The following is a 26,980-nucleotide window of genomic DNA, read 5'->3' on the forward strand; positions in this document are numbered from 1 at the left end:
GCGACATGAAGATCCAGATTCAAGGCGGCACGATCATCGACCCGGTTGCCGGCACGGAAGCGCGCAAGGACGTGTTCATCGCGGCGGGCCGCATCGTTTCGATTGGCGACGCGCCGGCCGACTTTCACGCGGCCAAGGTCATCGCGGCCAACGGGTTGCATATCGCGCCGGGTTTCGTCGATCTCGCGGCGCGTCTGCGCGAACCGGGCTTCGAACACAAGGCAACGCTCGAATCCGAAATGGCCGCGGCAATGGCGGGCGGCGTGACGAGCCTCGTCTGTCCGCCCGACACCGATCCCACGCTCGACGAACCCGGCCTCGTCGAAATGCTCAAGTTTCGCGCGCAGAAGCTGCATCAGGCGCATGTTTATCCGCTGGGCGCGCTTACTGTCGGCTTGAAGGGCGAGGCGATTACCGAGATGGTCGAGTTGACCGAGGCGGGTTGCATCGGCTTTTCGCAGGCGGATAACCCTATCGTCGATACGCGCACGATGCTGCGCGCGTTGCAATACGCGACCACTTACGGCTATACCGTGTGGCTGCGTCCGCAAGACGCGTTCATGGCGAAAGGCGGCGTGGCGGCAAGCGGCGCGGTGGCGTCGCGGCTCGGGCTGTCGGGCGTGCCAGTGTCGGCGGAGACCATCGCGCTGCATACCATCTTCGAACTCATGCGCGTGACGGGCGCGCGCGTGCATCTGTCGCATCTGTCGTCGGCGGCGGGCGTCGCGCTCGTGCGCGCGGCGAAGGCCGAAGGCATCGCGGTCTCGTGCGATGTCACGATCAACCACGTGCATCTGACGGACGTGGATATCGGCTACTTCGATTCCCAGTTCCGCCTCGATCCGCCGCTGCGTCAGCAACGCGACCGCGAAGCAATACGCGCGGGTCTCGCGGACGGCACCATCGACGCGATCTGTTCCGATCACACGCCGCTCGACGACGACGAAAAGCTCCTGCCTTTCGCCGAAGCCACGCCGGGCGCGACCGGCCTCGAATTGCTGCTCTCGCTGACGGTGAAGTGGGCGCACGAAGCCAACTTGCCGCTCGCGAAGGCGCTGGCGCGCATCACGTCCGCGCCCGCCGACGTGCTGAAGCTGCCGGCCGGACGCATTACCGTGGGCGCGCTCGCCGACCTGTGCGTGTTCGATGCCGCCGCCGAGTGGCGCGTCGATCCGAAGAAGCTCAAGAGCCAGGGCCACAACTCGCCGTTCCTCGGCTACGAGTTGCCGGCGCGTGTGCGCGCGACGATCGTCGGCGGTCATCTGGCTTACGAAAGCCGTTAAGCGTACGAGTCGCGCATGAACCAGGCATTACGCAAGCTGCGGCTTCTGGTCCATCTGCTGTATGGCATGTGGGTCGTCGCGCGGCGTTTTCCGCGCGCATCGGTGGATGAGCGGAGCGCGATGAATCGCGCGTGGTCGCTTGAGATGCTGCGTCTGTCCGGCATGAAACTCGTCGTGCACAACGACGAAGCGCGGCTCGATCGCGGCGTGCTGGTGGTCGGCAATCACGTTTCGTGGATGGACATTTACGTCATCAATGCATGGCGGCCGACGCCGTTCGTCTCGAAGGCGGAGATACGCAACTGGCCGGTTGTTGGATGGCTCGCGCATCAGTTGGGCACGGTGTTCGTGCAGCGCGAGAAGCGTAGCGACGCGAAGCGCATCATGCATGAACTCTCGAACCGCCTGCTCGCGGGCGAGATGATGTGCGTGTTCCCCGAAGGCACCACCAGCGATGGTCAGGCGCTCCTGCCGTTCCACGCGAACATGTTCCAGGCGGCGGTATCGGCATCGTGTCCGGTGCAGCCGGTGTGCATCATGTACGAGGATGCGCACGGCAAGCAGTCGCTCGCGCCGGCGTATATTGGCGACATGACGCTGAGCGACTCCCTCGACGCGCTTCTGAACGCGACGCCGCTCACGGCGCATCTCTATGTGTGCAATCCGCTCGCGCCGGGCGCTGACCGCCGTCTGCTTGCGAGCGAAGCCCAAGCCGCGATTCTCGCCGCGCTCGACACCATGCGTGGCGGCGCGGCGACGGCGGCTGATCTCGTGCCGCTCGCCGAATCGCTCAACGCTGTTTCGGCTTCATCGCGCAACTCACCTGCGTGATTACGCGCTGAGCCGGGTCTTTGGTCAGCCGCACCGCTGAGAGCTTGTTGCCCCAGACGCAGCCTGAATCGAGACACAGCACGTCGTTGCGGACCATCAGACCAAGCGCGGCCCAGTGTCCGAACACCACCGTCACGTCCTGCGTCTTGCGACCGGGCACGTCGAACCACGGCAGATAGCCGGGCGGCGCGGCATCCGGGCCGCCATTGTTGGCGAATTCCATCGCGCCGTCGGCGGTGCAGAAACGGATGCGTGTCAGTGCGTTATAAGTCACGCGCAGGCGGTCGGCGCCGGTGAGCGACTCATCCCATCGATGCGGCTCGTTGCCATACAGCGTGGCGAGCGTCGCTTTCCAGTCGGGCGCGCGCAACGCTTTTTCGAGTTCATGCGCGAGTTCGAGCGTCATCGTCGCGTCCCATTGCGGCAGCACGCCGGCGTGAACCATGAGCGCGCCGTCCTTGAAGTGCGCGACGGGCTTGTGGCGTACCCATTCAATCAGGTCAGCCACGTCGGGTGCGTTGAGGATGTCGTCGAGCGTGTCGCCTTTCTTCGGCTTCCGCAGGCCAGCCGCGACCGACAGCAGATTCAGGTCGTGATTGCCGAGGACGACGGTGGCGCGCGAACCGAGCGCGATGATTTCGCGCAGCGTTTCCAGCGACTTCGGTCCGCGATTGATGAGGTCGCCTGCGAACCAGAGAGGCGTATCGGCATCGGGCGCGGCTTTTTTCAGCAGTCGATGGTAGGGGTCGCAGCAACCTTGCAGGTCGCCGAAGACGAGCGGGGCGGAGCTAGCGTGAATTACGGTGGCGTTGGTGACGTCGGTCATCGATGGAAAAAGTGAGACAGTGGACGCGCGGCGTCGGATAGCGAGCATTATGAAACACGCGATAACGACTTGGCTGCCGCTTCATTAAGCATTCCGCGAACCTTCCACTACGCGCGTGACGACGCGGCGGGATTGGCTTGTAATCGATAATCGCTAGCTGTATCAAGTTGTTAGCCGTGTAGTTTTTGCACTTGGTGGCCTTATAATTGACGGCTTACCAAAGTGGGGCATCCGGCGAATCAAGATTGGTGACAATCGGTCAATGTTTTCGCTGGAACGCGCACATCGCGCGAAATGCGCAATTTTTTCCATAATTCGAGCGCGCTTTCAGTCGAGCAAAGCTGTGAGCGGTGAAGAGGGCTTCTATGATTCTCGTGACGGGCGGTGCTGGTTTTATCGGCGCCAACTTTGTGTTGGATTGGCTCAATGGCTCTGACGAACCCGTTTTGAACGTCGATAAGCTGACGTATGCGGGCAATCTCGGAACGCTTCAGTCGCTCAAGGGCGACGCCCGTCATGTGTTTGCGCGTGCCGACATTTGCGACCGCGCGGCCATGGACGAACTGCTCGCGAAGCACAAGCCCCGCGCTATTCTGCACTTTGCCGCCGAGAGTCACGTAGACCGCTCGATCCACGGCCCGGCAGATTTTGTTCAGACCAATGTGGTCGGTACGTTCGTTCTGCTCGAAGCCACGCGCCAATACTGGAGCGCGCTGCCTGAAGCCGAGAAGCAAGCCTTCCGCTTCCTGCATGTTTCGACCGACGAAGTGTTCGGCTCGCTGTCCGCAACTGATGCACAGTTCTCCGAGACCACGCCGTACGCACCGAACAGCCCGTACTCGGCTACGAAGGCCGGCTCGGATCATCTGGTGCGCGCATATCACCACACATACGGCTTGCCGGTTGTCACGACCAACTGCTCGAACAACTACGGCCCGTACCAGTTCCCGGAAAAGCTGATCCCGCTGATGATCGCGAATGCGCTCGGCGGCAAGCCGCTGCCCGTTTATGGCGATGGTCAGAACGTGCGCGACTGGCTCTACGTGGGCGACCATTGCTCGGCTATTCGCGAAGTGCTGGCGCGCGGTGCGCTTGGCGAGACGTATAACGTCGGCGGCTGGAACGAGAAAAAGAACCTCGAAGTCGTGCATACGCTGTGCGATTTGCTCGACAAGTTGAAGCCTAAGACGAGCGGTTCGTACCGCGATCAGATCACGTACGTGAAGGATCGTCCGGGCCATGACCGCCGCTACGCTATCGACGCGCGCAAGCTCGAGCGCGAGCTCGGCTGGAAGCCTGCGGAGACGTTCGAAACGGGGCTCGAGAAGACGGTTCAGTGGTATCTGGACAATCAGGCGTGGGCTGACGAAGTGGCTTCCGGTGAGTATCGGAAGTGGGTCGAGACGAACTACGCGCAGCGCGCGTGAGGAACTGACAATGGCGCGCAAGGGCATTATTCTCGCCGGCGGCTCCGGCACGCGGCTTTATCCGATTACGCATGTCGTATCGAAGCAACTGCTGCCGGTCTACGACAAGCCGATGATCTATTACCCGCTGTCCACGCTGATGGTAGCGGGCATTCGCGATGTGTTGATCATCTCCACGCCGCAAGACACGCCGCGTTTTGCAACCATGCTTGGCGACGGCAGTCAGTGGGGCATGAACATTCAGTACGCGGTGCAGCCGTCGCCGGATGGTCTTGCCCAGGCGTTCGTCATAGGCCGCGACTTTGTTGGCAACGATCCGTCGGCACTCATTCTTGGCGACAACATCTTCTACGGTCACGATCTCGCGAAGCAGCTTGAAAGCGCGGATTCCCGTTCGAGCGGCGCAACGGTGTTCGCTTATCACGTGCATGATCCGGAGCGCTACGGCGTGGTTGAATTCGACGAGCGTTTTCGTGCGCTTTCCATCGAAGAGAAGCCAGTCAAGGCGCGTTCCAACTACGCGGTCACCGGGTTGTATTTCTACGACAACAAGGTGTGCGATATCGCGGCCGACATCAAGCCGTCGCCGCGTGGCGAGCTCGAGATCACGGATGTGAACTCGCGTTATCTCGCGGATCAAACGCTCAACGTCGAGATCATGGGCCGCGGTTATGCGTGGCTCGATACGGGAACGCATGAGTCGCTGATCGAAGCGGCAACCTTCATTGCCACGCTGCAAAAGCGGCAGGGGTTGGTGGTGGCTTGTCCCGAAGAGATCGCGTATCGCCAGGAATGGATCAACGACGAGCAATTGCTCGCGCTCGCCAAGCCGCTGGCGAAGAACGCTTACGGTCAATATCTGCTCAATCTTCCGAAGGACCAAGTCGCATGGCCATCCAAGTAACTGCAACGGCATTGCCCGAAGTCAAGATCATCGAACCCAAGGTGTTCGGTGATGCGCGTGGCTACTTCTACGAAAGCTTCAATGCTCGCGAGTTTTCCGAGCACGTCGAAGCTGGCGTTGAGTTTGTTCAGGACAATCACTCGCGTTCCGCAAAAGGCGTTCTGCGCGGGCTGCATTACCAGATTCAGCATCCGCAGGGCAAGCTCGTGCGTGTAGTCGAAGGCGAAGTGTTCGATGTCGCTGTCGATATTCGCAAGAGCTCGCCGAACTTCGGCAAGTGGGTCGGTGTACATCTCTCCGAGGAGAACCATCGCCAATTGTGGGTGCCGCCGGGCTTTGCGCATGGCTTCGTCGTGCTGTCCGAGTCGGCGCAGTTTCTCTACAAGACCACGGATTACTGGTATCAGGCGCATGAGCGCAGCATCGTTTGGAATGATGCGGAGATCGGCATTGAATGGCCGATCGACTTTGAGCCGCTGCTAGCCGCGAAGGATGCAGCGGGCAAGCGCCTTTCAGAAGCCGATTGTTTTGAGTAAGGACGCCATGACGACGCCTCAACAACGGACCATTCTGCTGACGGGCATCAACGGTCAGGTCGGCTTCGAACTGGCCCGTACGCTGCAGGGACTCGGCAATGTAGTAGCGCTAGACCGCAATGGCCTCGATCTCGGCAATCTCGACCAGATTCGCCAAGTGGTGCGAGATATCAAGCCGGCTTTGATCGTGAATCCGGCAGCTTATACAGCCGTCGACAAAGCCGAGACCGACGCGGATGCAGCCATGCGTCTGAACGCCGAAGCGCCGGGCGTGCTTGCCGAAGAGGCCAAGAAGCTGGGCGCAGCGCTCGTCCACTACTCGACTGATTACGTGTTCAATGGCAAGAAAGACGGCGTCTATCTCGAAGACGATGCCGTCGATCCACAAAATGTCTACGGCAAAAGCAAGCTTGCAGGCGAGCAGGCGATCGCTGCTTCCGGTTGCGACCACTTGATCTTTCGCACGAGCTGGGTGTACGGCACGCGTGGCAAAAACTTTCTTCTCACGATGCTGCGTCTGGGCGCGGAGAAAGAAGAGCTCAATGTCGTAGCGGACCAGATTGGCGCGCCGACCTGGTCCAACACCATCGCCACGTTGACGGCGGGCGTACTGGCGCAAGCCCGCGCCGCCGAAAAGGGCGATGCAAGCGAGTGGTGGAAGCGCAATAGCGGCGTCTACCATTTGACCGCATCGGGCTCCACGTCGTGGCACGGTTTCGCGGAAGCCATCTTCCGTTTCTCGGACCTCGACAGGAAGCCGAAGGTCAACCCAATTCCGGCGTCGGCTTATCCGGTTCCGGCGGTTCGTCCTTCGAATTCGCGGATGTCGAACGAGAAATTGCTGCAAACGTTCGGCCTGAAGGCGCCGGAGTGGGATCGGGCGTTGCAGCTTTCGCTTGGTCAGTAAGGGATTCGGGAAGGTCTGCTCATGCTGACGAAGACTCCTGTCTGGGTTGGTCATACCGTCGCGCGTCGCGCTATGTTCGCGCTCATTCGTAACGAACCGAGCGCCTTGTCGCAACGTGGCTGAGGTAAACGGAGTCGGCATTGTTGTCGTGTTCTACCATCCCGACACTGACTGCGTCATGCGCGCCAACCGGTTTGCCCGCTTCGGTAACTGTGTTGTCGTGGATAACACCGAAGTGCTCCGTACGGCTGACGAGCTCCGGCTCGACTCCCGAGTAATGTATTTACCGAATGGAGCGAATCTCGGCATCGCCACGGGAATCAATCGTGGTGTCGCGCGTTTGCTCGAACTCGGCTGCACGCGCGCCTTGATCTTCGATCAGGACAGCGAGCCGTCCGACGAACTGCTCGCCGGCCTGCCGATGCTCGTCGAGCGTGAGGTGAGCGCAGGGCGCCGCGTCGCGCTCATCGGTCCAGCTTATGACGACGCGCGGCTCGGCGGTACGGCACCATTCGTGCGGTTCCGGTTTCCCGCACTTGAACGAGTCGCGCCAGCGGGGACCGAATTGATTCCCGTCGATTTTCTGATCTCCTCGGGCTCGTGCATTAACCTTGCGTCTTGGCATGACATTGGACCGATGGAAGATGCGCTTTTCATCGATTTCGTCGATCTCGAATGGTGCGTGCGCGCGCGTGCGCGTGGCTACGAAGTACTTGGCTCGCCGACCTTGCATTTGAGCCATTCACTGGGCGGCGAACCGGTTCGCATATTCGGGCGTGCTTATCCGAGTCATAGTCCGTTGCGCCATTACTATCTGTTCCGCAACGCGACGGCGCTGATGTGCCGCGGATACATGCCATGGACATGGAAGTGGACAGAACTGGTGAAGCTGCCGGTTCGGCTGGTGATTTACGGAGGCTGGCTCAAACCGCGCGGGCAGCATCTCCTGATGGCGCTTCGCGGCATGTGGCATGGACTCACCGGTAAGCTGGGCGCGTTCGACCGGTCCTGAAGACCGTGCGTGGGGCGCGGTCGTTATATGAACAATGAATCTCGTTGAAAGGCAGCAATGTTTAGACTAAGTATTGAAGACCTGATGAGAAGCCTGAGCTCGTGGAGACTCTGGACACTTCTGGGCTGGCTGGAAGTCCGTCAGCGCTATGCGCGCTCGCGAGTGGGTCCTTTCTGGCTGACGATCAGCATGGGCGTGATGATCGGTTCCATCGGCATTGTGTACGGCACGTTGTTCGGGCAGTCGATGGAAGATTACTTGCCGTTCCTCTCGGTGAGCCTGGTGATGTGGGGCACGTTTGCAACGACCGTGACCGAAGGCGGGATGGCCTATATCAGCAGCGGCCAGTTCATTCGACAAGCTTACACACCGAAACTGATCTTCGTGCTGCAAGTGGTCTGGCGCAATCTGGTGATCCTTGCGCATAACTTCGTCATCGTCGTGATCCTGCTTGTCGTGTTCGGCGTGAAGAGTTGGGAAACCTTGCCCGTATTTCTGCCTGCGCTCGTGGTCTACATCCTGAATGCCATGTGGATCGCGATGGTGGTCGGCCTGCTTTCCGCGCGTTTTCGCGATCTTCCGCAGATCATCAACGCGCTGATTCAGATCGCCTTCTATATCACGCCGATCATATTTCGTCCGACTTCGCTTAGCCGCTTCACCTTTCTCGTCGAGTGGAACCCGCTCGCTTATCTGATCGACCTGGTGCGCGCGCCGTTGATCGGCCAGTTTCCCAGTCCGCTGACGTGGGGAGTCTGCCTTGGCATGGCCGCGGTCGGCTGGTTGCTGGCGCTTTCATTGACCGGCCGTTACCTCAAGCGCATTCCATACTGGGTTTAACAACATGGCATTCATCGAACTCAAGGGCGCGACGCTCGACCTGCCCATTTACGACGTCCGCGGCCGCTCGCTCAAGAAGAAAGTAATGCGCATCGGCCGTAGAAACACCATTGCGGAGGACACTGACGGCGTGATCGTCGTCCGTGCGCTGGACAATGTCGATCTGCGCTTCGAAAAAGGCGATCGCGTCGGTCTCATTGGTCATAACGGCGCGGGCAAATCCACGTTGTTGCGCACCATGGCGGGCATTTACGCGCCGACCACAGGCACCGTTTCCAGCTCGGGCAAGATCGTGCCATTGCTCGACATTAGCCTCGGCATGGATGAAAACTCGACTGGCCTGCAGAACATACGGTTGCGCGGCCTGCTGCTCGGCATGTCCGACAGCGAGATTCGCGAGAAGCAGGAGGCTATCGCGGAGTTTTGCGAATTGGGCGATTACCTCGATTTGCCGCTCCGAACTTATTCGAGCGGCATGCGCGTGCGTCTTGCCTTCGCCGTGTCTACTGCTGTCGACGCCGAAATCCTTTTGCTCGACGAAGTGATGAGCGTAGGCGACGCCTCGTTCTTCCAAAAGGCAAAGGCGCGTCTTTCCGATCTGCATAGCCGTGCCGAGATCGTGGTGCTGGCAATGCACTCGAATCCAGAGATTCGCCGCGTCTGCAACAAGGTCCTCTGGATGGAACGTGGCCGCGTTCGTGCCTTCGGTCCCATGGAGGAAGTGCTGTCCCAATACGAGGCGACTACAGGGCCGCGCACTTAATCCGGTACGACGCTGGCCACGAAGTCAGGCGGCCCGGTGAGGGTCGCCTTCGTCCGACGATAAACTGACGCGAAAGCATCTTTCGTCGTCTTTGCTTCCAGACAACGACCGACGCTCTGTTCAGATTACGCATGCGTGACCACTCGTTCCGGGTTCTGTTAATCGATACGAAGTACAGAAACCCGAATCACTACATCTGCCTGGCGCTCTACAGTGCGCTTCAGCGGCATCCGCACGTCGCCTTCGTCGCGAAGTCAGATCCGCTAGATGCGGTCGCGGTGGCGGCTAAGAATGAGTGCAATCTGCTAATCGCTTTCGACGGCGAGGAACTGGACGAAGTGCTGTGCCAGCGCCTTGCGACGGTATGCGGACGCTCGATTCTCTGGGTGACGGAAGATCCGTACGAGCTGGATGTCAACCTCCGTCATGCGAAGCTGTTCGACCTCGTCTTCACCAATGATTCATCGAGCGTTGCGGCGTACGGAGCGAAAGGGCGGCATCTGCCTCTTGCGGGCGCTGTCGAGTTCCATTCTTTCGAGCTCCAGCCTGCGGATCGTCCCTTGCGTTACGACCTGTTTTTTGCAGGTACGGCCTGGCCGAATCGCAGCGCCTTCGTGCGCTCGATCCTGAGCGAGATGCCTGGCGGCTGGAAGTTCAAACTCGCACTGCCGACCAATCCGCTTTTGCCGCCGCACGGAGTGGACTTACCAGAAAGCACGCTGTCCTGGCGTACTCCTCCGACTGAGTTTGCGCGTTTCGTGAACCGCAGCGCCGTTACGCTGTTGCTCCCGCGCGTGTTCTCGGCATCCGGCGGACGCAGCTATGCGGAAACGCCCCCGCCACGTCTTTTCGAGGCCGCGCTCGCAGGTGGCGTGCAGATGGTGCACGAGTCGTTGCAGGAGGTTTCGCGTTCGTTCGAGCCGGACAAGGAGATCGTCCTCTTCTCTTCCACCGCGGATTTCATCACCAAGGCCGAACGTCTGATCGGCGACCGAGCCTATCGCGATTCGATCGCCGGGGCAGCGCGAGCGCGCGCGCTTGCCGAGCATACCTACGACAAGCGAGTCGAAACCATTCTGAGCGAAGCAGGCCGCATTGTACGCAGCGCGTCGTCCGTTGATATGCGCAGACCGCGCACGCTCATGTTCGTCGTCCACAACGTAGTGAATCGCGGCAATTTTGGCGGCATCGAAGTGTATCTCGAGCGTATTCGCACGAAGCTCGGTCCCGACTGGAAGATCCTGTTCTATCTCGCCGGCGAAGGTACGAAGGCACGCGAGGCGCGCGTATTGTCGGGTGATTACGATGAACTCGCTCGCTATCGCGTAAATGAAGCTTACGGCGCGGACATGCTGAGTTCGCAAGCGCAGGAGCAGGCGTTCCGCCGCGCGCTGCTGGAGCAATCCGTCGATCTCGTGCATTTCCATCATTTCATCGGACATGTGCCTTCGATGGTCTACGTGGCGGCCGAACTAGGCGTGCCGACCGCCTTCACCGCGCACGATTTTTTCCCTGTCTGCCACGAGTTCAACCTGCTCTCGTTCAAGCATGAGTTCTGCGGCGCGCCCGACGTCTCGATCTCCCAGTGCGATGTCTGCCTTTGGCAGAAGCATCGAATCGCTCCTGGTTCGCAGACGCGGCGGCGGGCCTTCTGGAACGACGTGATGCGTCGCTGCGATCTCATCATCTTCAATACGGAATCAACGCGCGACATTTACGCGCGGATGTTGCCCGCAGTGCGGCAACATGAGCGCGCGATCGTCCTGCCGGTGCCCGTTCTCGACGGTCCTGTGCAACGGCGGCAGCGCACGACGTCGGCAAAACTCAAGATCGCGATCCTTGGCAACGTGACCCGGCAGAAAGGCGGTGAGTTGATTGGGCGCGTGATACCCATGCTTGCCGATGCGCCCGTCGAGTTTCACGTGTTCGGTCGCATCGATTTCAGTTACGGGCGTCTTGGCGGCGCGCAGCAGACCAGCAATTTAATTGTGCATGGTCCTTATTCCGCCGATGCGCTTCCCGCTGCGCTGAAAGACTGCGAGGTGTCGCTGCATCTGTCCATCTGGCCGGAAACCTATTGCCTGACGTTGTCGGAAGCATGGCAGCAGGGACTCGTGCCAATAGTCAGCGACATCGGTGCGCTGGGCGAACGGGTCCGACATGGCGTGAACGGACTGAAGATCGCGCCCGAGAGCGAGGGGCAACTCATCGACATCGTGCGGCGTCTGATCGACGAGCCCGAGTTGATCGACACACTGCGCGCCGGAATCTCGGAGCAGTTGTATTCGAGTTTGTCTCCACATGTCGATGCCTTGCGTGATTCCTACGAAGCGATCCTGCGCGCGCCGCAGCCCACCGTCGATGCGGCCGCGAAGATCGAGCACCGTACGCTTGCCGATATGGGCATCGTGCTGCCTTCGACCAAATGGCACGTCGGAGCGAACGAAGGCTCCGGCGTCCAGGAATCGAGGTCGGCGCGGCTAAGGTTCGTGGCGCGCCGACTGGCAGGCCTTTATCGTTCACGGGGCTTGAAAGAGACGCTGAGGCTCGTCGCGAATCGCGTGAGGAGCCGCATATGAACGGCTTATGCCGAGTCTTGGTCTGCGGCGCGTCACCGGACTCGGTGAACAATAACGCCGTATTGCGAGGCTACGTTGCCAACGGTTTTCGTTCGCTCGCCGAGGTGAGCGCCACGCGCGTCTGCTCACTCGAAACTGCCGAGCAAACTGCACGCGACTTCGAGCCTGATCTCATCGTGGCGTTCGGGTCGTGCATGCCTTCGACTTCGCATTATCTGGGCCTCAAGGAGGCGGCGCTCGATCTGGGCGCTTGTCTCGCCTTCTGGCTGCACGACGATCCCTACGAATTCGACCTCTCCTACAAGATCATTCCGCTCGCGGACGTGATCTTCTCGAACGATCGCTGGACGGCTACGCACTATGCGCATCCGCGGGTCTATCATCTGCCGCTTGCCGCAGACCCACGGGCACATGTGCGCGGCTGGAATTCGGAGAAGGCGCACGACGTGTTCTTCTGTGGCGTCGGGTTTCCGAATCGCGTCGCATTGCTGCGGGATTGCGCAAAACCCCTGATGTCTTTTAACGTGTCGGTGTTGGGATCGGAGTGGCCCTCGGATTTGCCTTTCGCGCGGAATCAGCGTGTGCCGAACGCCGAGTTGCCTGACCGTTGCGCGGCTTCACTTGTGACGCTCAACCTTGGAAGACGCTTCAATCTGGCTAATAGTCGATTCAACCTCGAGGCGTCGTCGCCGGGCCCCCGCACATTCGAAGCGGCGGCAGCTAGCACCGTGCAGTGCTTTTTCGTTGAAAGCCTGGAGATCGAGAGTTACTACGAAGAGGGCACTGAAATTCTGCTGTTCGATACCCCGCTCGAACTAGGCCGACATGTCGAGATGCTGCTCGACGACCGCTCGCGTGCAGAGGCTATTGCCAACGCTGCAAGGGAGCGGACCCTGCGGGACCATACTTATGCGAATCGCGCCGCGCGCATGTTTGACCTGATCCGGAAAGGAAGCACGGCGCCTCGCGGTCTGTAAGTGGCGATGAGAAAGGCAAAAGGGTGCGTGGTGTATTCTCCGGTAGTCGAAGCGGTCGCCAACTGTGTTGACGTTTCGCGTCATGATGAATCGTCTGGGAGCTTGTACATGGTGGGGTATTCTCTGCGCAAAAGGGTGTCGGTCGACGGGATGATTGCAGCCGAACTTCTGCTGTCGGAACTGGAGAAGACACCCCAAAGGTCTTTTGATGCAACACAAAGACAGGAACTTGCGAACACTAATGTGCGGCTTCCTGCCTTGAAAACGAATTGCGCTGCAAGCGTTAATCCTCAGTCAGCGAGAGAAAAACACCCTTGGCCACAATGGGTTGACCCAAAGCGACTGATTCGGAACGAGAGAAAAGTACAATCTGGTTAGCGCGGGTGTCATAGACCCCGGTTTTAGCGCAAGGTTACGATCGGTGTGAACCGTTTTTGCCTTGTCCAAACCATTTTCAAAGAACTTCATATATCCACGATGCGTAGGAACTGCATATTCTCCTTCTATGACGAGCACGGCATCGTCGACGATTACGTCATATATTTTCTGACCGAACTCAACAAGTTCTGCGACAAGACCATTCTGTATTCGAACGGCCCGCTGGCCCGCGATTCAGAGGTGGCCTTGCGCGGAGTGGTCGATGAAATCATTTTGCGTCCGAACGAAGGTTTCGACGTGATGGCGTACAAGGAAGGCCTCGAGAAGCTCGATTTCGGCCTCGACAGCGACGTCGAAGAGATTTTGATGGTGAACGACACGTGCTACGGGCCGCTATTTCCGTTCAAAGAAACCTTTGACGAAATGGATTCGCGCAAGTGCGACTTCTGGGGCATCACCGCGCATCTGGAAATGACGCCTAATCCGTTCACTGGAACAGGCGTGCTGCCTTATCACGTGAACGCGAACTGGATTGCCGTGCGCCGCACCATGTTTACGTCGAAGACTTTTCAACAATACTGGAAAGATTTGAGCGCGGGCGCCAGCTACCAGGCCGCGATCATGAGCCATGAAGCGCGCTTCACCGAATACTTCACAAAGCTCGGCTACAAGTGCGAGACCTATCTCGACTCGAAGAAATACGGAACGCATTACCCCGCGATCCTCGACGTCGATGAAACCATGGTCGACCGCAATCCGATCATCAAGCGCCGCGCGTTTTTCCATGACCCGCGCTTTCTCGAGCACAACGGCGGCGATCTTCCGCGCGCGCTCAGCATTATTCGAAAGACTTCGGACTACGACTTTGATCTCATCTGGCGCAATGTGTTGCGCAAGGCGGAATTGCGTAACCTGAACACGAACGCGGCGCTTACGAGCGTGCTGCCCGACGTGCGTTTGAAGCAGGACGAGCCGCTGCCGGATTACGGGCGCATCGCGGCCTGTGTGCACGTTTATTACACGGAGATGCTGGAAGAAATCCTCGCTCTGACGGACACGATTCCCGGCAAGTTCGATTTCATCGCGACGACCGAAACCGAGGCTAAGAAGGCGATCATCGAAAAGACCGTGACAGGTCGCCCGAATGTCAACAAGGTGATCGTTCGCATTGTTGAACAGAACCGCGGACGCGACATGTCGGCGCTTTTCGTCTCATGCCGCGATCTATTCATCGACGATACCTACAGTCTCGTATGCCGTCTGCATACGAAGAAGTCGCCTCAGGTCGCCGCCGGTCGGGGCAATCTGTTCAAGCGTCACATGTTCGAGAATTTGCTGAACAGCCCGGGATTTACTACCAACGTTCTGGACATGTTCCACGACAATCCGTGGATTGGCGTTGCGGTGCCTCCGGTGGTGCATATCTCCTACGGTACGCTCGGACATGCTTGGTATGCGAACCGTGAGAAGGTGGCCGAGGTGGCAAAACTGCTCGACATCAAGGTGCCGTTCGATCCCGATACGCCTGTCGCCGCCTACGGCACGATGTTTTGGTTCCGTCCGAAGGCATTGCGCAAGCTGTTCGAGCATAAATGGAAGTGGACCGACTTCAATGCGGAGCCGCATCATGTCGACGGCGGTCTTGCGCACGCGCTCGAACGCCTTATCTGCTACGCGGCACAGGATGAGCGTTATACAACGCAGCAGATTTTGAGTTCACATCTTGCAGGCTGGAACTATGCGATGCTCGAATACAAGATGCAGAAGTTCGCCGCGCAGTTGCCACTTGCAGACTTCAATTACCACACGCACTTGCTCGAACGTTGGAAGGCGGACGGCTGGCCGTTCGCAACGCAAGGCGGCGGCGGATACACGCCTCCCTTGGTGGGGCAGTCTTCCGTGCGCAAGTCCTGGAACGATCTGATTTTCGCGATCAAGAAATCCATTCTTTTCCGATCGCCGAGAGCTTTCAAAGTGCTGCGGCCGGTATACCGCACCGTCGTGCGCCGCAAACCAGGCGCCTGAGGCACCCTCGCTCTTGCTAACCTCTCGATCTAACGGTAAGACCATCATGCAAACCTGTCTCGTAACTGGCGGAGCCGGCTTCATCGGCTGCGCCATCTCCCCGCTTCTCGTGAAGAGCTTCGATCGCGTCATCGCGCTTGACAACATGCATCCGCAAATTCACGTCACACCGGACCGGCCGGCAAAGCTGCATCCAGATGTCGAGTTCGTCGTCGGAGACGTCACTGAGCGCGACACCTGGGACAAGCTGCTGCCCAACGTCAAGCCCGATGTCGTGATCCACCTCGCGGCCGAAACCGGCACCGGACAGTCGCTTACCGAAGGCACGCGTCACGCAATGGTGAACGTCGTCGGCACCACCCAGATGCTCGATGCCTTCGTGCGTCATGAAGCTATCCCGAAGCGCGTCGTGCTTACGTCGAGCCGTGCGGTGTACGGCGAGGGCGCCTGGCAAGACGCGTCGGGCATGGTCAGCTATCCTGGCCAGCGCACCGCCGAGCAACTCGAAAAGGGTGTCTGGGACTTCCCGGGCCTGAAGTGCCTGCCCTTCGAAGCGACTCGCACCGAGCCCCGGCCGACGAGTATCTATGGCGCGACCAAGCTCACGCAGGAGCAGGTTTTGAGCGCATGGGTGAAGTCGTTCGGCGTGGAGCTCGGCTTGCTGCGCCTGCAAAATGTCTACGGTCCGGGGCAGTCGCTGACTAATCCGTACACGGGGATCGTGTCGCTGTTCGCACAACTGGCTCGTTCCGGGAAAGTCATCCCGCTCTACGAAGACGGCGAGATCGTGCGCGACTTCGTTTTTATCGACGACGTGGCCAGCGCCGTTCACACGATTGCCACGGTGAATCCGTTGCCGTCCAGCACGGCTTACGACATTGGCTCGGGCGAAGCCACGACCATCCGTCAGTTGAGTGAACTCATCCGAAATATCTATCAGGCCCCCGAGCCGGTCGTGAATGGCAAATTCCGCAACGGCGACGTGCGCGCGGCATCCGGCGACATCACGCGTAGCCGCGCGGAACTCAAGTGGGAACCGCAATGGAGCGTGGAGCGCGGCGTCACCACGTTGTGCAAGTGGATCGACGAGACCGTTGCATCCTGAAGCGCGGCCGCGGATCACCATCGATGAAGTTTCGACTCCAGTACCTGCGCGCAGTCGCCGCGTTTCTTGTGGTCATCTGGCATGCGAGCTACCACCTGTGGGCGGTTCGCGGCGACAACGTCATGTTGGCGAAGACGCCGGGTTTGTCGGGTGCATTCGGCGTGACGCTTTTTTTCGTGATCTCCGGCTATCTGATGGCGACGCTCGCCGTGAGGAGCTCGCCCGGCCAGTTCCTGATACATCGCGTCATTCGCATCTATCCGATTTACTGGATAGTGCTTTTCGTCGTTTTCGCCATCAACGTGGCGCTTGGGTTCGGATTCAGTATCGATCCACTTGCGCTCGCGTTGATGCCAGGCGCGGGCCGAAACTACACGCTCGGTGTGGAATGGACCTTGCCATTCGAGCTGTCGTTCTACTTCGTGGTCTTCGTCGTGATGCTTCTGCGCATGACGCGCTTCATTCCGTTGATCGGTATCCTATGGGGGGCATCATTCTCGTACTGATGCCGCTCGTGCCGGGCTTGCAACAAGGGCAGTTTCCGCGCCTATCGCATCTGATCGTCTCCGAGTGGACGTTGCCTTTTGCCATCGGCCTGCTCATTCCTGCCGCAATCAAGCGGGGCTTTACGAGCACGCTGTCCTTCCTGGCGGGAATCGTACTCGTCGCTGTCGCGCTGTTTGCGCAAAGTTACGCGAACTACATCTTGCCGTTTGCGTGCTGGCTGCTTGTCCATTGGTCGGTCGTGCCGCGCGGTAAGGACGACATCCAAAACGAGTTCCGGCCCCTCACGAAGCTGGGCGACTGGAGCTACGCACTGTATTTGTGCCACGTTCCCATTATGATGTGGTTCTTCAGGCTCGCGCCTGCTTCGTGGTCGAACGTCCTTCTGTACTGCCTCGTCGTGCTGTTGTCGCTCGGCGCGTGCGTTGTCCTCGGCTCAATCGACCTTGCGATGTATCGCCGCCTGAAACATTGGGTGGACGCGCGGCGGCCGGCGCCTGTTGCCGCAACGGGCGCGGCATTCGCGATGCTGCTCGTGAGCTATGGCGCGTTCTCGGAAGTGCAGGCCTGGCACAGCGGCGGGTTGGTCTCCCACGCCGACGCGCTAGGGCGCCGGATGGAGCGGGCCAGGCCCCAAACCCAAGCTGAGTTCGTTGCGGCCAGCACAAGTGTCAGTCTCTCAACCGATGACTCCCTCCACGGTTTCGTCGATGGCGTTACGTGCCGGCCCGATGGAACCGTACAGGTACGTGGCTGGGCCGCAGACTCGGCGACGGGCTCCTCAGGCGTTGCAGTCCTCGTGTTTGCCGGCGGGCAGTACTGGGGAAGTGCGGTGCCGGATATGGAACGTCCCGATGTGATGAAGGTACTCAGGTTGCATGCGCTCTTTCAAACCCCAGGTTTCGCTGCGACGTTCAGTCCGCATTCGTGCGACGGTCAGTGTTCCGGGTTCACATCGATCGCAATCAAAGGCAACCGGTATGCGCTATTGCCTTCGAACGGGGCGAACGATGCGAGTTGCATGACGCGGTAAGAAGGATGTCGGCGAGTTTGGCCAGTGTCGCTGACATTACGCTCTCTTTCCTTGTTCCCCAGTTCCCCGAGGGCAGTAATGACGCAAGCGGCTTCAGAGCCAACAACACCGACGGTCGCAGTCATCATTCCGTACTACAACGGATCGAAATGGATCGAGCGGGCTCTGGCGAGTGTTTCTCAGCAGACCGTGCCGCCCGACGAAGTCTGGGTCGTCAACGACGGTTCGAGTGCTGAGGAGCGGCTCACGCTCCACGACATCGGCTCAAGCTATGACATTCGGATAATCGACAAGCCGAACGGGGGACAGGGCTCGGCGAGAAATGCGGGGGTGAATGCTTGCAGTTCGCAGCATCTCTGCTTTCTCGATCAGGACGATTTCTTCTTGCCGAACCATATCGAGGTTCTAATTGGTGAAATCAACGCTGACGAGCAGAGGTTCGGATTTGTTTACGGCGACTGCATGCGGGCCGATGAAGATGGGAATATTGTCCAGCCAAGTATGGTGAAGGAGCATTCGGTTCATCCGAAAACTTCGATAACCGACTTATTGCGCGACGATATGTTTATCCTGCCCTCTGCATCTCTGATCGATCGGAGGGCGTTTCAATCAGTGGGCGGCTTCGACGAACAATTCACAGGTTACGAAGACGACGATCTTTTTATGCGCCTTATCATAAAAGGGTACACGCACCGCTTTGTTGACCGGCCGGTTTATGTCTGGTGCATCCACACAGCCAGCACCTCTCATTCGGTCTTGATGAGCCGCAGCCGAGTTCGTTTCTACAGAAAGCTAAAGGAAGCCTTCCCGGACAATCCCACTGGCAATGGCTATTATTTTAGGGACCTCATCGTTCCAAGACTCGGCCGAGCATTCGTTCTCGACGCCGTGCGAGCGGCAAGGGAGCGGCTTCAATACAGATCCGAGATCAACGCCATATTGCGTGAGTTTGCATCCGACGTCCGTAAAAACCAGCACGTAAGCCGCAGGTTCAAATTTGAATTTGCCATCTTCACTGCGCTGGCCACGTCTCTGCCCGATCGGTTGGCAGGCCTTTTGCGGATGGCGGCTCGCCTTCCACTCATTCGCATGTTGATTATTGGCAAACGCTGAAGCGCATTAAGTTCGTTTTCGCTGAACGTGGCGTCGGTTGAGCCTCCTTGATCGTCTGCGTTTTCTTTCCCGGTCAACTTGTTCCTGTTGACAGTCGAACTGAAGTTCTTCGAAATACGCGCTGGACGATGAGCCTAAGCGGGGGCCTTCGAAAAAAATGGGTCTGCAGTGTTTGGTGAAACACCAGTTTGAACCTGACCTTTAGCTCATTGCCGAAGACGGCGTGCGGCTACGATTATCGACCGAAGTACACCGGTCAAGCGCCAACTCCGAGACTCAAAGATCGCGCGCAGTGAGTGTTCAGTCGCCTTGAGACGAGCGGCTTTCTCAGCGAGCGTTTTTTCTGCCTCGCCCAGCGCGGCTTAACTGGCAACCATTGAGCGGCGGGTTGCGTCGAGAGTTTGATGCACGGCTTCGCATTCACCGTGTAATCGTACACATTCAGTGCGGCTTTCCTCCAGTTGAGCTGTCAAACCTTCAACCTGTGTAAGGGACTCTTGCATCGCGGGGGCTGTGATCGCCGCTTCATCACTGATTCGCAAGACCAGTTCAATCCGCTTTTTATAAGTCGCATTCCGGTCTTCATGAAATCTACTCTTATTAATGCGTAAACGCACGTAGAACTCCCCGTCAGCGGATTCTATCGATTCCACTTCGAGCTGCTTGAGTCTCAGCAGATTCAGGTCGAGCATTAACAACTCGAACGACGCGGGAGTGAATATCCAGCAATGTGCGTCTTGATACTCATCGTGAGGATGCTCGACAAAATCGCGCCATGAATTCAAAACGTGCTCGAGTCGGGGAAAAGGTTCGATGGTGTGAGGGTCGGAAAGCCTGGGAAAAACAATGGACTCCGTCCCGTTGATAACTCTGCGCGATGCGTAGCCGTTCTGGTCAAACACTTGCGCCTGCGTGGGCTTGTCTCGCTGCGCGAAGAATGCTTCGATGACCGAGGCGACTGACGAAACCGAACGAAGGTCGCCCGCCGGGCCTCAGAGTGTTCTTGCTTGCAATGTCCTTTTGCTGCGAGATTCTTACGGGGCAGTGAATCCATGCAAGTGAGAGGCGGCCTTGACGCGCAACGCGATGCGGTCCGGCACGGGAACCGTCGGGGCATCTGAATTAGTCCCGATGTTGCCGGACGGCGCTCACCTCTCGCTTCAAATCGCAAGATGACCTATCCGAGTCGATGCTTGCGCTTGACCAGGGAGCCAGGAAGGGTGGGTGTTCGACCCGAATCCAGCAACCTTTGTAACCGGTGCGGTAGCCTGCCCGCATCGGAATGGATGGCATAATCGATTCGAATTCTTCACCTAACAGGAGTACTTTCAATGAAGCGTATGAACATCCTCATCAGTTCCAGTCGACAGTGGAATCCTGGAGATGAGTTCATCCGCAAAGGTGTCGAACAACTATTGGGTGACATTCTCGGGCCCGACCACAACTGGTTGCTTTGGAATCGTAATCCCGACCTCTTCATGGACCGGTGGACCGATGGTCGGATGCGGACGGATTTTTTGACCAATTCCATGCGCGATCCAGCGCTCGATGTAGTCGACCTTGTAGTTTTCGCTGGAACTCCCGAATGGTTTGGGCAACCAGTTGAGCGAATTTACCGCGCCCTGCTCACGCAGCCGAAAGTTCCGGTCTTGGTGCTGGGCGCCGGTTCTGGCGCCGCCATGCCGCAACTCGCGCCGCATGAGATCGAGGTTCTCGAGCGCGACAACGTTTTTATCTGCACACGAAGCGTAGATTTGGCGGAGTGTCTCAACGCACAACTGTCGAGGCCCAGAGCGGTCCCGCTGCCATGTCCCGCTTTCTACAGCGCGGGCGAGGCGGGGCGCCGTCCTGATCAACACCGCGTTGGTGTCATCGTGCAGAGTTCCGGCACACCCAACCAAAATATCGGCGAAGAGTTGGTGCAGAGCCTGATTTCGGAACTGCGAAATGCCCAAGGCAAAATCGATCTCGATATCGTGAGTCTTTATATCGACGAGCACATGCGGTTTTCGCGATTGAATCTGGGACATCCCTGTATTTATAGCTACGAACCGGATCACTTGCTGACCCAGTTGTCCAGCTATTCAATGATTATTTCGACTCGGTTGCATGGTGCGATTGCGGGACTTTCTGCGGGCGTCCCTTCGATTTTATTAGCCGAGGAAGGAAACTTCAGGCTACGGAGCACGCAAAAGCCGTTTGAAAACATGCTCCCTATTCTTCCCGTTCAGGAAGCTTTCCAGGTCGCAGCCGAAACTTCGCTCGAAGAGACCAACCGGCAGTCAACCGAGTTACTGTCCTTCAAGAAGAGCGCGTATGACCATTTAAGAAGTAGGCTGCGGAGTTTTCTTTCCGATGTAGTTCAAGCCCGCTTATCTTAACCGGCTCTCGTCAAGGATTAGGCTTGTACGGCAGGCAGTGTGGACCGGCATGCGGTTGGAAATAGATTGAGCGCATTGCACAGTGCTCGAATGCATCAATGCCGCTCCGTCGTCCAAGCTTTATCCGTCGGCGCGCTTACTGCAACATGCCGCGCCCAACGTTTATTTCGTCGCACATGAGTCGGCTCGAAGAGTCATGCACGCTTTTTTACGCTTGTTTAACAGAGGCATATAAGTATTATGAGTATTCTGGAAGCGATTCCCGTTGTCGCTGAATTCTTCGCCTCCGAGGAGTCCAACCCCGTTTCGTGGCGCTCCGGGCTTCATTCAGGCAACCTTGGCGATATCGTTTATTCGTTGCCAACGTGTCGGGCGCTCGACATCAACCACCTCATTCTTAACGTATGCGCTGACCCCGGTTTTGGGGGGCGAGTGTTAACTGAAGGCGCTGCCAGAGCACTGGTACCTCTGCTGCTAGCTCAAGGGTTTCTACGGCGCGTAACGATTATCAAGTCAGGTGTACCCTGGGAGTATGCTAGCCCAAGCGATTTGGGGGTCGACTATATTCTCGACTCGTTCCGGGCTAGTTTTACAAATCACCGGTTGCATTTGTTGTACGCTCACGCGGTGCCATTCAACCTGATGGTCGATGGCGCGCAGCCGTGGATCACGCTAGATGAAAAGGCTTCGAAGCCCCGTATAAAAGAGGAGCCCTATATCGTCGTCAGTTTGACAAGTCGATATCGCCGGTACGGTCACGCGTACTATGAATACCTGTTTCGCGATGTACCTGCGGACCGGGTGTTCTTCGTTGGTGTCGGAAACGATCAAATCGAAAGAAGAAATATCGGCGGAACAGTTTTCCAGACATCGAACTTTGCGGACCTGGCTAGCCTACTGGCAAACGCAGCGCTTTTCATTGGAAATCCTTCGTTCGCATATGCCTTGGCGGAAGGGCTCAAGGTGAATCGACTCGTGGAAGTCCCCGAAGATAACAATGTTTATCCACTTGATGGATCGGGATCGCTTCTTCATATGTCCGCTCCCGAAAACGTGCGGGCAAAGATTTTCGACGTATTGCAGTTGGAAAGTCCCCCGCGCCTTGCATTCGAGAACACAATCCCGGGATATGTGGTTGCGAATATGCCGTATGTGCAGCTTTTCTTCGATACCGGATCGGGATTCAACGAGGTCGAGTCCAGATCCATGCCAGTATCAAGGGGGAGACATGATTATAAATTCAATAAGTTTCCGGAGCAGCAGGCCATTCGGACGCTGCGATTCGATCCGCTCAACGAGCATGTTGTCCTACGCGTCAACCAGATCAAATTATCAAGTCAGGCTGGTGAGCAAACGCTCACTGGAACGCCCTTAAATCCCACACATGCTGACGAGTCGGAGCTTTATTTCGCGCACAACGACCCGCAGTTTTTAATCGACATCCCAGAGAGTTTTCAACTCGGGGTTGAAGAAATCATCGTCGACATGGAAGTATTTGCCGTTGGGCCGGCGGAGTCCGCCAACCGACTTTATGCCTCCGCCTTTGGAAAATTGGCTGCCGCGCGAAATCAACTGGCGGCAGACCTTGGCGCACTATCGACAAGTCACGCACATTTGACGGCTGAGCGAGACCAATTGACGACGCAGCGAGCCGAGCTAACAGAAGAGCGACATGCCTTGTTGAGTGAGCGGGATGCACTACGGACGGACCGAGATCAGCTGGCGATCGACCTAGATCGGCTGATGGCAGAACGGGACGGCTTGGCGGCAGAGCGAGACCGTTTGATGGTGGAGCAAGACCGTTTGTTGGTGGAGCAAGGCCGGCTTGTGACGCAAACAGGCGACTGGGCAACCGAAAAGAATCGGTTGCTAGCCGAACGGGATGAGATCTTGAGGAGTCGTTCATGGCGTGTCACAGCCCCGTTACGCTCGGTTTTTCGGCTATTCAAGACTTGACCGGTGATCAGAGCTCGTGCCTGAAAACTGCCCATCGCGGCCAACCTTCCTCGGTCCACCGCTCGAAGTGACCGGGGAAGAAGGAACATGCGTTTGCCTTCGAGACGCGACCGCAGACCGATGAGGACGATAAGCCATCAGGTAATCAAGGGCGATGCGCAGTATGCAGCCTGCGGAACAGTAGGTCACGCTAAAGCACCGTGAAATACATGTTGCGCGATAAGCCGAATGCAGTTGCGGCGTGCTGGCTCGACCATGCGATCCGCACAATCAAGTCAACCACGCCATATCGCTATTGCGGCAGCTTGCTTGACGGCTTCCTGGAACCTGTCCGCATTTTTGTGTGCGAGGCGGTTAGCGGAGTCACCCGCGTGCGTTGGTGAAACGCTCTCCAAACAGGATGGCAAACTGGTTCATCGCGGACGACCAGTCGAACGCCGCGCGTACTGACTTTGCCAGCACGTTGCGCAATGCCAGCCACAGCAGCTTGATGGCGGCCTCGTCATTGGGGAAGTGGCCGCGTGTCTTGATGATCTTGCGTAGTTGCATGTTCAGACTCTCAATGGCGTTTGTGGTGTAGACGACACGGCGTATGTCCGGCGGAAACACGAAAAACGGTGTGACGTTCTCCCACGCCCGTCGCCACGACTGCACGATAGTCGGATACTTCGCACCCCACGGGCCTTCGGCAAAGGCCTCCAGGGCCTGCTGAGCGGCCTGTTCACTCGCGGCGGCATAGACCGGCCGCAGCGCTGCGGCCACGCTCTTGCGGTCCTTGTAGCTGGCGTACTCCAGACTGTTGCGGATCAGATGCACGATGCAGGTCTGCACGGCCGTGCGCGGGTACGCCGTGCCAATCGCCTCAGCCAGTCCCTTCAGGCCGTCGACCACCGCGATCAGGATGTCCTGGCAGCCCCGGGTCTTCAGTTCGTTGAACACTTTCAGCCAGAACTTCGCCCCTTCGGTCTGTTCGATCCACAGGCCGAGCACATCGCGCTGGCCGTCGGCCTGAATGCCCAGCGCCAGATACACCGCCTTGTTGCTCACCACGCCGTCGCCACGGATCTTCACACGCAGCGCGTCGAAGAACACCACCGGGTACATCGGCTCAAGCGGACGGCTTTGCCAGGCGAGCGCTTCAGCCATGACTTCGTCGGTGACCGAGCTGATGAAATCGGGCGAAACCTCGGTGCCATAGGCTTCGGCCAGAAACGCCTGGATCTCGCGCACACTCATGCCGCGCGCGTACATGGCGATGATGCGCTCGTCGAAACCGGTAAAACGGCGCTCGTGTTTCGGAATCAGGATGGGTTCAAAACTGCCGTCACGATCACGCGGCAGATCGACCCTGAGCGGGCCATAATCGGTGATGAGCGTCTTGCCGCTGGCGCCGTTACGTTCGTTGTCCTGGCCGTCGGGTTTCGGCTGCCCCGCCAGGTAGCCCAGATGCATCTTCATCTCGGCGCCCATTGCGCGCTCGATGAGTGCCTTGTTGAACGCCAGCATCAGGTCCTGGACCTCGGTGGGCGTCATCGGGCCTTTGACCAGGTCATCCAGCAGACCTTCCAGAAGGGCAGGCAGCGGCCCTCGGGCCGCTGCCTGAGAAGCGACGGTGCGTTTCTTCTTCATCGGCATATCCATGACTTTTACCTCTCATAATATGCCTCGCCCACAGAATTACGGATAGGTCCGCTTCCTGCTTTCAGCGCATTTCGGCGAAAATGTCGTCTTCCGACAGCCGGCATGCCGCCATGAATATAAAGTTCTGTCACCAAGGACGCAGTTGAACTTCCACTCCGATAACGCAAGCTCGGCCGATTTGATAACCGCATCCGTCGTCGTCTACCGACCGCACCGCGAACTTCTCGAACGTACGCTGCGCACGCTCGATACCGCACTGCATCGCTTGTCCGTCACGAGTGGCACGTCCGCGCCCCTATACCTCATCAACAACGGAACCGACGAAGGCATCGACCTCGCCGACCTCATCCGCCACGTCGACCTGTCGACAACCATCATCGAAGGTCAAGGCAACGTCGGCTACGGTCGCGCCCACAACCTCGCGATCGAGCGCGCAACAAGCCGCTATCACCTGATACTGAACCCCGACATCGAGCTGGACCCCGAAGCGCTCGTACGCGCGCTTGCGTTCCTGGAAGCTCACCCGGAGGCGGGTCTCGTCTCTCCGATGATCATCGACGACACCGGCCACCAACAATTCCTCTGCCGCCGCTTCCCAACCGTCCTCGATCTTTTCGTGCGCGGCTTTCTCCCAGCACGCCTTCGCGCGCCCTTTGAAAACCGCCTGGCCCGTTACGAAATGCGCGACGTCATCAACGACGAAGACATCCTCTGGGACCCGCCCATCGTCAGCGGCTGCTTCATGCTATTCCGCACCGAGGTCCTCAAAAAACTCGGCGGCTTCGACCCGCGCTATTTCCTCTACTTCGAAGACTACGACCTGAGCCTGCGTACCCACGAAATCGCCCGCGTGGCCTACGTGCCCTCGGTACGCGTGCTGCATCATGGCGGCGACGCGGCACGCAAGGGCTTCAAACACATCAAGCTCTTCGTCACATCGGCGTGCAGGTTTTTCAACCGCTTCGGCTGGAAATGGCTATGAGCGAGCGCATCGGCGTGACCGGAGCAAACGGGTTCGTCGGGCGGGCCGTGTCGCGCTTGCTGCTCGATGCGGGCAAAGAGCCTGTAGGCATCGTGCGCGAGGGTGCGGCGGTCGAGCCGGGCGTCACGCCCGTGCACATCGGCTCGCTCGATGCAATCACGCCCGTAGCCTTCGAAAATTGTGCTTCGGTGATTCATCTGGCCGCGCGCGTCCACGTCATGAGCGACGCGGCCACCGACCCGCTCGCCGCCTTTCGCGCAATCAACGTCGATGGCACCCTCAGCGTCGCCGACGCGGCACATCGCGCAGGCGCGCGGCGCTTCGTCTTCGTGAGCAGCATCAAGGCGCTCGCCGAACTGGACGATGGCCGTCCGCTAAAGGAAACCGATACGCCGCATCCACCCGATCCATACGGCGTCTCCAAGTTCGAAGCGGAGATCAGGCTGAAGGAGTTCGGCGCGCGCACCGGCCTGGAAATCTTGATCGCGCGTCCGCCGCTGGTCTATGGCCCCGATGTGCGCGCCAATTTCTTGAGCCTGATGGACGCGATCGCCAAGGGCATGCCGTTGCCCATCGGCGCGGTGGAAGCACGCAGAAGCCTTTGCTACGTGATGAATCTCGCCGATGCGCTCGTCACCTGCGCCACGCATCCGCGCGCCGCGAATCAGCTATTCCACATCACCGACGGCGAAGATCCCGGTGTCGCAGACCTCGCCCGGCGTCTGGGGCATCATCTGCATAAGCCCGCGCGGCTGGTGTCCGTGCCGGTCGGCGCCTTGAAACTGGCAGGCAGACTCACCGGCAAATCGCCTCAAATCGCCCGCCTGACCGGCAGCCTCCAGATCGACTCGACTCACATCCGCGATGTGCTAGGCTGGCGCCCGCCGTACACGCTCGACGAAGGCCTCGCCGCAACGGCGGACTGGTATCGCGCGTATCGTCTGCGGAAAACATAATTCCGAGCTAATTATGTCGAG

Annotated in this window: 23 protein-coding genes; 20 read left to right on the forward strand and 3 right to left on the reverse strand. The window is 58.6% G+C overall.

Translation table 11 applies throughout. From position 1 onward, the window contains the following. Window positions 1-5: 5 nt before the first annotated feature. A complete protein-coding gene (locus ACYQ47_RS24915) occupies window positions 6-1,283 on the forward strand; it encodes a dihydroorotase (RefSeq protein ID WP_244826102.1) in 1,278 nt (425 codons plus the stop codon). A 15-nt stretch (window positions 1,284-1,298) separates the two neighbouring features. Further along, window positions 1,299-2,114, forward strand: coding sequence for a lysophospholipid acyltransferase family protein (locus ACYQ47_RS24920; protein WP_250465469.1), 816 nt, complete (start codon window positions 1,299-1,301; stop codon window positions 2,112-2,114). On the opposite strand, the gene ACYQ47_RS24925 is transcribed toward ACYQ47_RS24920, so the two are convergent. Beyond that, window positions 2,074-2,940, reverse strand: coding sequence for a symmetrical bis(5'-nucleosyl)-tetraphosphatase (locus ACYQ47_RS24925; protein ID WP_459909300.1), 867 nt, complete (start codon window positions 2,938-2,940; stop codon window positions 2,074-2,076). The genes ACYQ47_RS24920 and ACYQ47_RS24925 overlap by 41 nt on opposite strands. A 365-nt stretch (window positions 2,941-3,305) precedes the next feature. Here ACYQ47_RS24925 and rfbB point away from each other — a divergent pair, with 365 nt between their 5' ends. The 14 genes from rfbB to ACYQ47_RS24995 all read left to right on the forward strand — a co-directional run bounded on the left by rfbB (window position 3,306) and on the right by ACYQ47_RS24995 (window position 19,043). Further along, window positions 3,306-4,367: a dTDP-glucose 4,6-dehydratase gene (gene rfbB / locus ACYQ47_RS24930; protein ID WP_459907395.1), complete on the forward strand. Its 1,062-nt coding sequence runs from the start codon at window positions 3,306-3,308 to the stop codon at window positions 4,365-4,367. A 10-nt stretch (window positions 4,368-4,377) separates the two neighbouring features. Beyond that, entirely contained in the window at window positions 4,378-5,271 is an 894-nt protein-coding gene (gene rfbA / locus ACYQ47_RS24935) for a glucose-1-phosphate thymidylyltransferase RfbA (RefSeq protein WP_459907397.1), read from the forward strand. Then, window positions 5,256-5,807 carry a dTDP-4-dehydrorhamnose 3,5-epimerase gene (gene rfbC / locus ACYQ47_RS24940; RefSeq protein ID WP_459907399.1) on the forward strand — a complete coding sequence of 184 codons (552 nt, stop codon included), beginning with the start codon at window positions 5,256-5,258 and terminating at the stop codon, window positions 5,805-5,807. The genes rfbA and rfbC overlap by 16 nt, the downstream gene beginning before the upstream one ends. A 7-nt stretch (window positions 5,808-5,814) precedes the next feature. Continuing rightward, entirely contained in the window at window positions 5,815-6,714 is a 900-nt protein-coding gene (gene rfbD, locus ACYQ47_RS24945) for a dTDP-4-dehydrorhamnose reductase (RefSeq protein ID WP_459907401.1), read from the forward strand. Between the two features lie 178 nt (window positions 6,715-6,892). Further along, entirely contained in the window at window positions 6,893-7,726 is an 834-nt protein-coding gene (locus ACYQ47_RS24950) for a glycosyltransferase family 2 protein (protein ID WP_459909302.1), read from the forward strand. Between the two features lie 57 nt (window positions 7,727-7,783). Beyond that, window positions 7,784-8,566 (forward strand): ABC transporter permease, encoded by a 783-nt coding sequence (locus ACYQ47_RS24955; RefSeq protein ID WP_459907403.1) that lies wholly within the window; start codon window positions 7,784-7,786, stop codon window positions 8,564-8,566. A gap of 4 nt (window positions 8,567-8,570) precedes the next feature. Beyond that, on the forward strand, window positions 8,571-9,329 hold the full coding sequence (locus tag ACYQ47_RS24960; RefSeq protein WP_459907405.1) for an ABC transporter ATP-binding protein: 759 nt from the start codon (window positions 8,571-8,573) through the stop codon (window positions 9,327-9,329). Window positions 9,330-9,460: 131 nt separating this feature from the next. Continuing rightward, window positions 9,461-11,908: a glycosyltransferase family protein gene (locus ACYQ47_RS24965; protein WP_459907407.1), complete on the forward strand. Its 2,448-nt coding sequence runs from the start codon at window positions 9,461-9,463 to the stop codon at window positions 11,906-11,908. Continuing rightward, a complete protein-coding gene (locus ACYQ47_RS24970) occupies window positions 11,905-12,885 on the forward strand; it encodes a CgeB family protein (protein ID WP_459907409.1) in 981 nt (326 codons plus the stop codon). Before ACYQ47_RS24965 ends, ACYQ47_RS24970 begins: the two co-directional genes overlap by 4 nt. Window positions 12,886-13,362: 477 nt before the next feature. Then, entirely contained in the window at window positions 13,363-15,288 is a 1,926-nt protein-coding gene (locus tag ACYQ47_RS24975; RefSeq protein ID WP_459907411.1) for a rhamnan synthesis F family protein, read from the forward strand. 46 nt (window positions 15,289-15,334) lie between these two features. Next, a complete protein-coding gene (locus tag ACYQ47_RS24980; protein WP_459907413.1) occupies window positions 15,335-16,393 on the forward strand; it encodes an NAD-dependent epimerase/dehydratase family protein in 1,059 nt (352 codons plus the stop codon). A 23-nt stretch (window positions 16,394-16,416) separates the two neighbouring features. Beyond that, window positions 16,417-16,899, forward strand: coding sequence for an acyltransferase family protein (locus ACYQ47_RS24985; protein ID WP_459907415.1), 483 nt, complete (start codon window positions 16,417-16,419; stop codon window positions 16,897-16,899). After that, window positions 16,899-17,930, forward strand: a complete 1,032-nt coding sequence (locus tag ACYQ47_RS24990; protein ID WP_459907417.1) for an acyltransferase family protein — start codon at window positions 16,899-16,901, stop codon at window positions 17,928-17,930. Before ACYQ47_RS24985 ends, ACYQ47_RS24990 begins: the two co-directional genes overlap by 1 nt. A 78-nt stretch (window positions 17,931-18,008) precedes the next feature. After that, complete coding sequence (locus ACYQ47_RS24995; RefSeq protein WP_459907419.1) at window positions 18,009-19,043, forward strand: glycosyltransferase family 2 protein; 1,035 nt, start codon at window positions 18,009-18,011, stop codon at window positions 19,041-19,043. A gap of 362 nt (window positions 19,044-19,405) precedes the next feature. On the opposite strand, the gene ACYQ47_RS25000 is transcribed toward ACYQ47_RS24995, so the two are convergent. Then, the gene (locus tag ACYQ47_RS25000) at window positions 19,406-19,945 is read right to left on the reverse strand and encodes a hypothetical protein (RefSeq protein ID WP_459907421.1); all 540 of its coding nucleotides are present in this window, start codon (window positions 19,943-19,945) and stop codon (window positions 19,406-19,408) included. Between the two features lie 429 nt (window positions 19,946-20,374). Between ACYQ47_RS25000 and ACYQ47_RS25005 the strand changes: the two genes are divergently transcribed. Further along, window positions 20,375-21,424, forward strand: coding sequence for a polysaccharide pyruvyl transferase family protein (locus ACYQ47_RS25005; RefSeq protein ID WP_459907423.1), 1,050 nt, complete (start codon window positions 20,375-20,377; stop codon window positions 21,422-21,424). Window positions 21,425-21,664: 240 nt separating this feature from the next. Next, window positions 21,665-23,380, forward strand: coding sequence for a hypothetical protein (locus tag ACYQ47_RS25010; protein ID WP_459907425.1), 1,716 nt, complete (start codon window positions 21,665-21,667; stop codon window positions 23,378-23,380). 363 nt (window positions 23,381-23,743) lie between these two features. On the opposite strand, the gene ACYQ47_RS25015 is transcribed toward ACYQ47_RS25010, so the two are convergent. Then, on the reverse strand, window positions 23,744-25,015 hold the full coding sequence (locus ACYQ47_RS25015) for an IS256 family transposase (protein ID WP_459909304.1): 1,272 nt from the start codon (window positions 25,013-25,015) through the stop codon (window positions 23,744-23,746). Window positions 25,016-25,163: 148 nt separating this feature from the next. Between ACYQ47_RS25015 and ACYQ47_RS25020 the strand changes: the two genes are divergently transcribed. Both ACYQ47_RS25020 and ACYQ47_RS25025 read left to right on the forward strand, forming a co-directional pair. Beyond that, entirely contained in the window at window positions 25,164-26,003 is an 840-nt protein-coding gene (locus ACYQ47_RS25020) for a glycosyltransferase family 2 protein (RefSeq protein ID WP_459907427.1), read from the forward strand. After that, window positions 26,000-26,959, forward strand: a complete 960-nt coding sequence (locus tag ACYQ47_RS25025) for a UDP-glucose 4-epimerase family protein (RefSeq protein ID WP_459907429.1) — start codon at window positions 26,000-26,002, stop codon at window positions 26,957-26,959. Before ACYQ47_RS25020 ends, ACYQ47_RS25025 begins: the two co-directional genes overlap by 4 nt. Window positions 26,960-26,980 lie beyond the last annotated feature (21 nt).

The organism is Caballeronia sp. HLA56 (assembly GCF_054655155.1).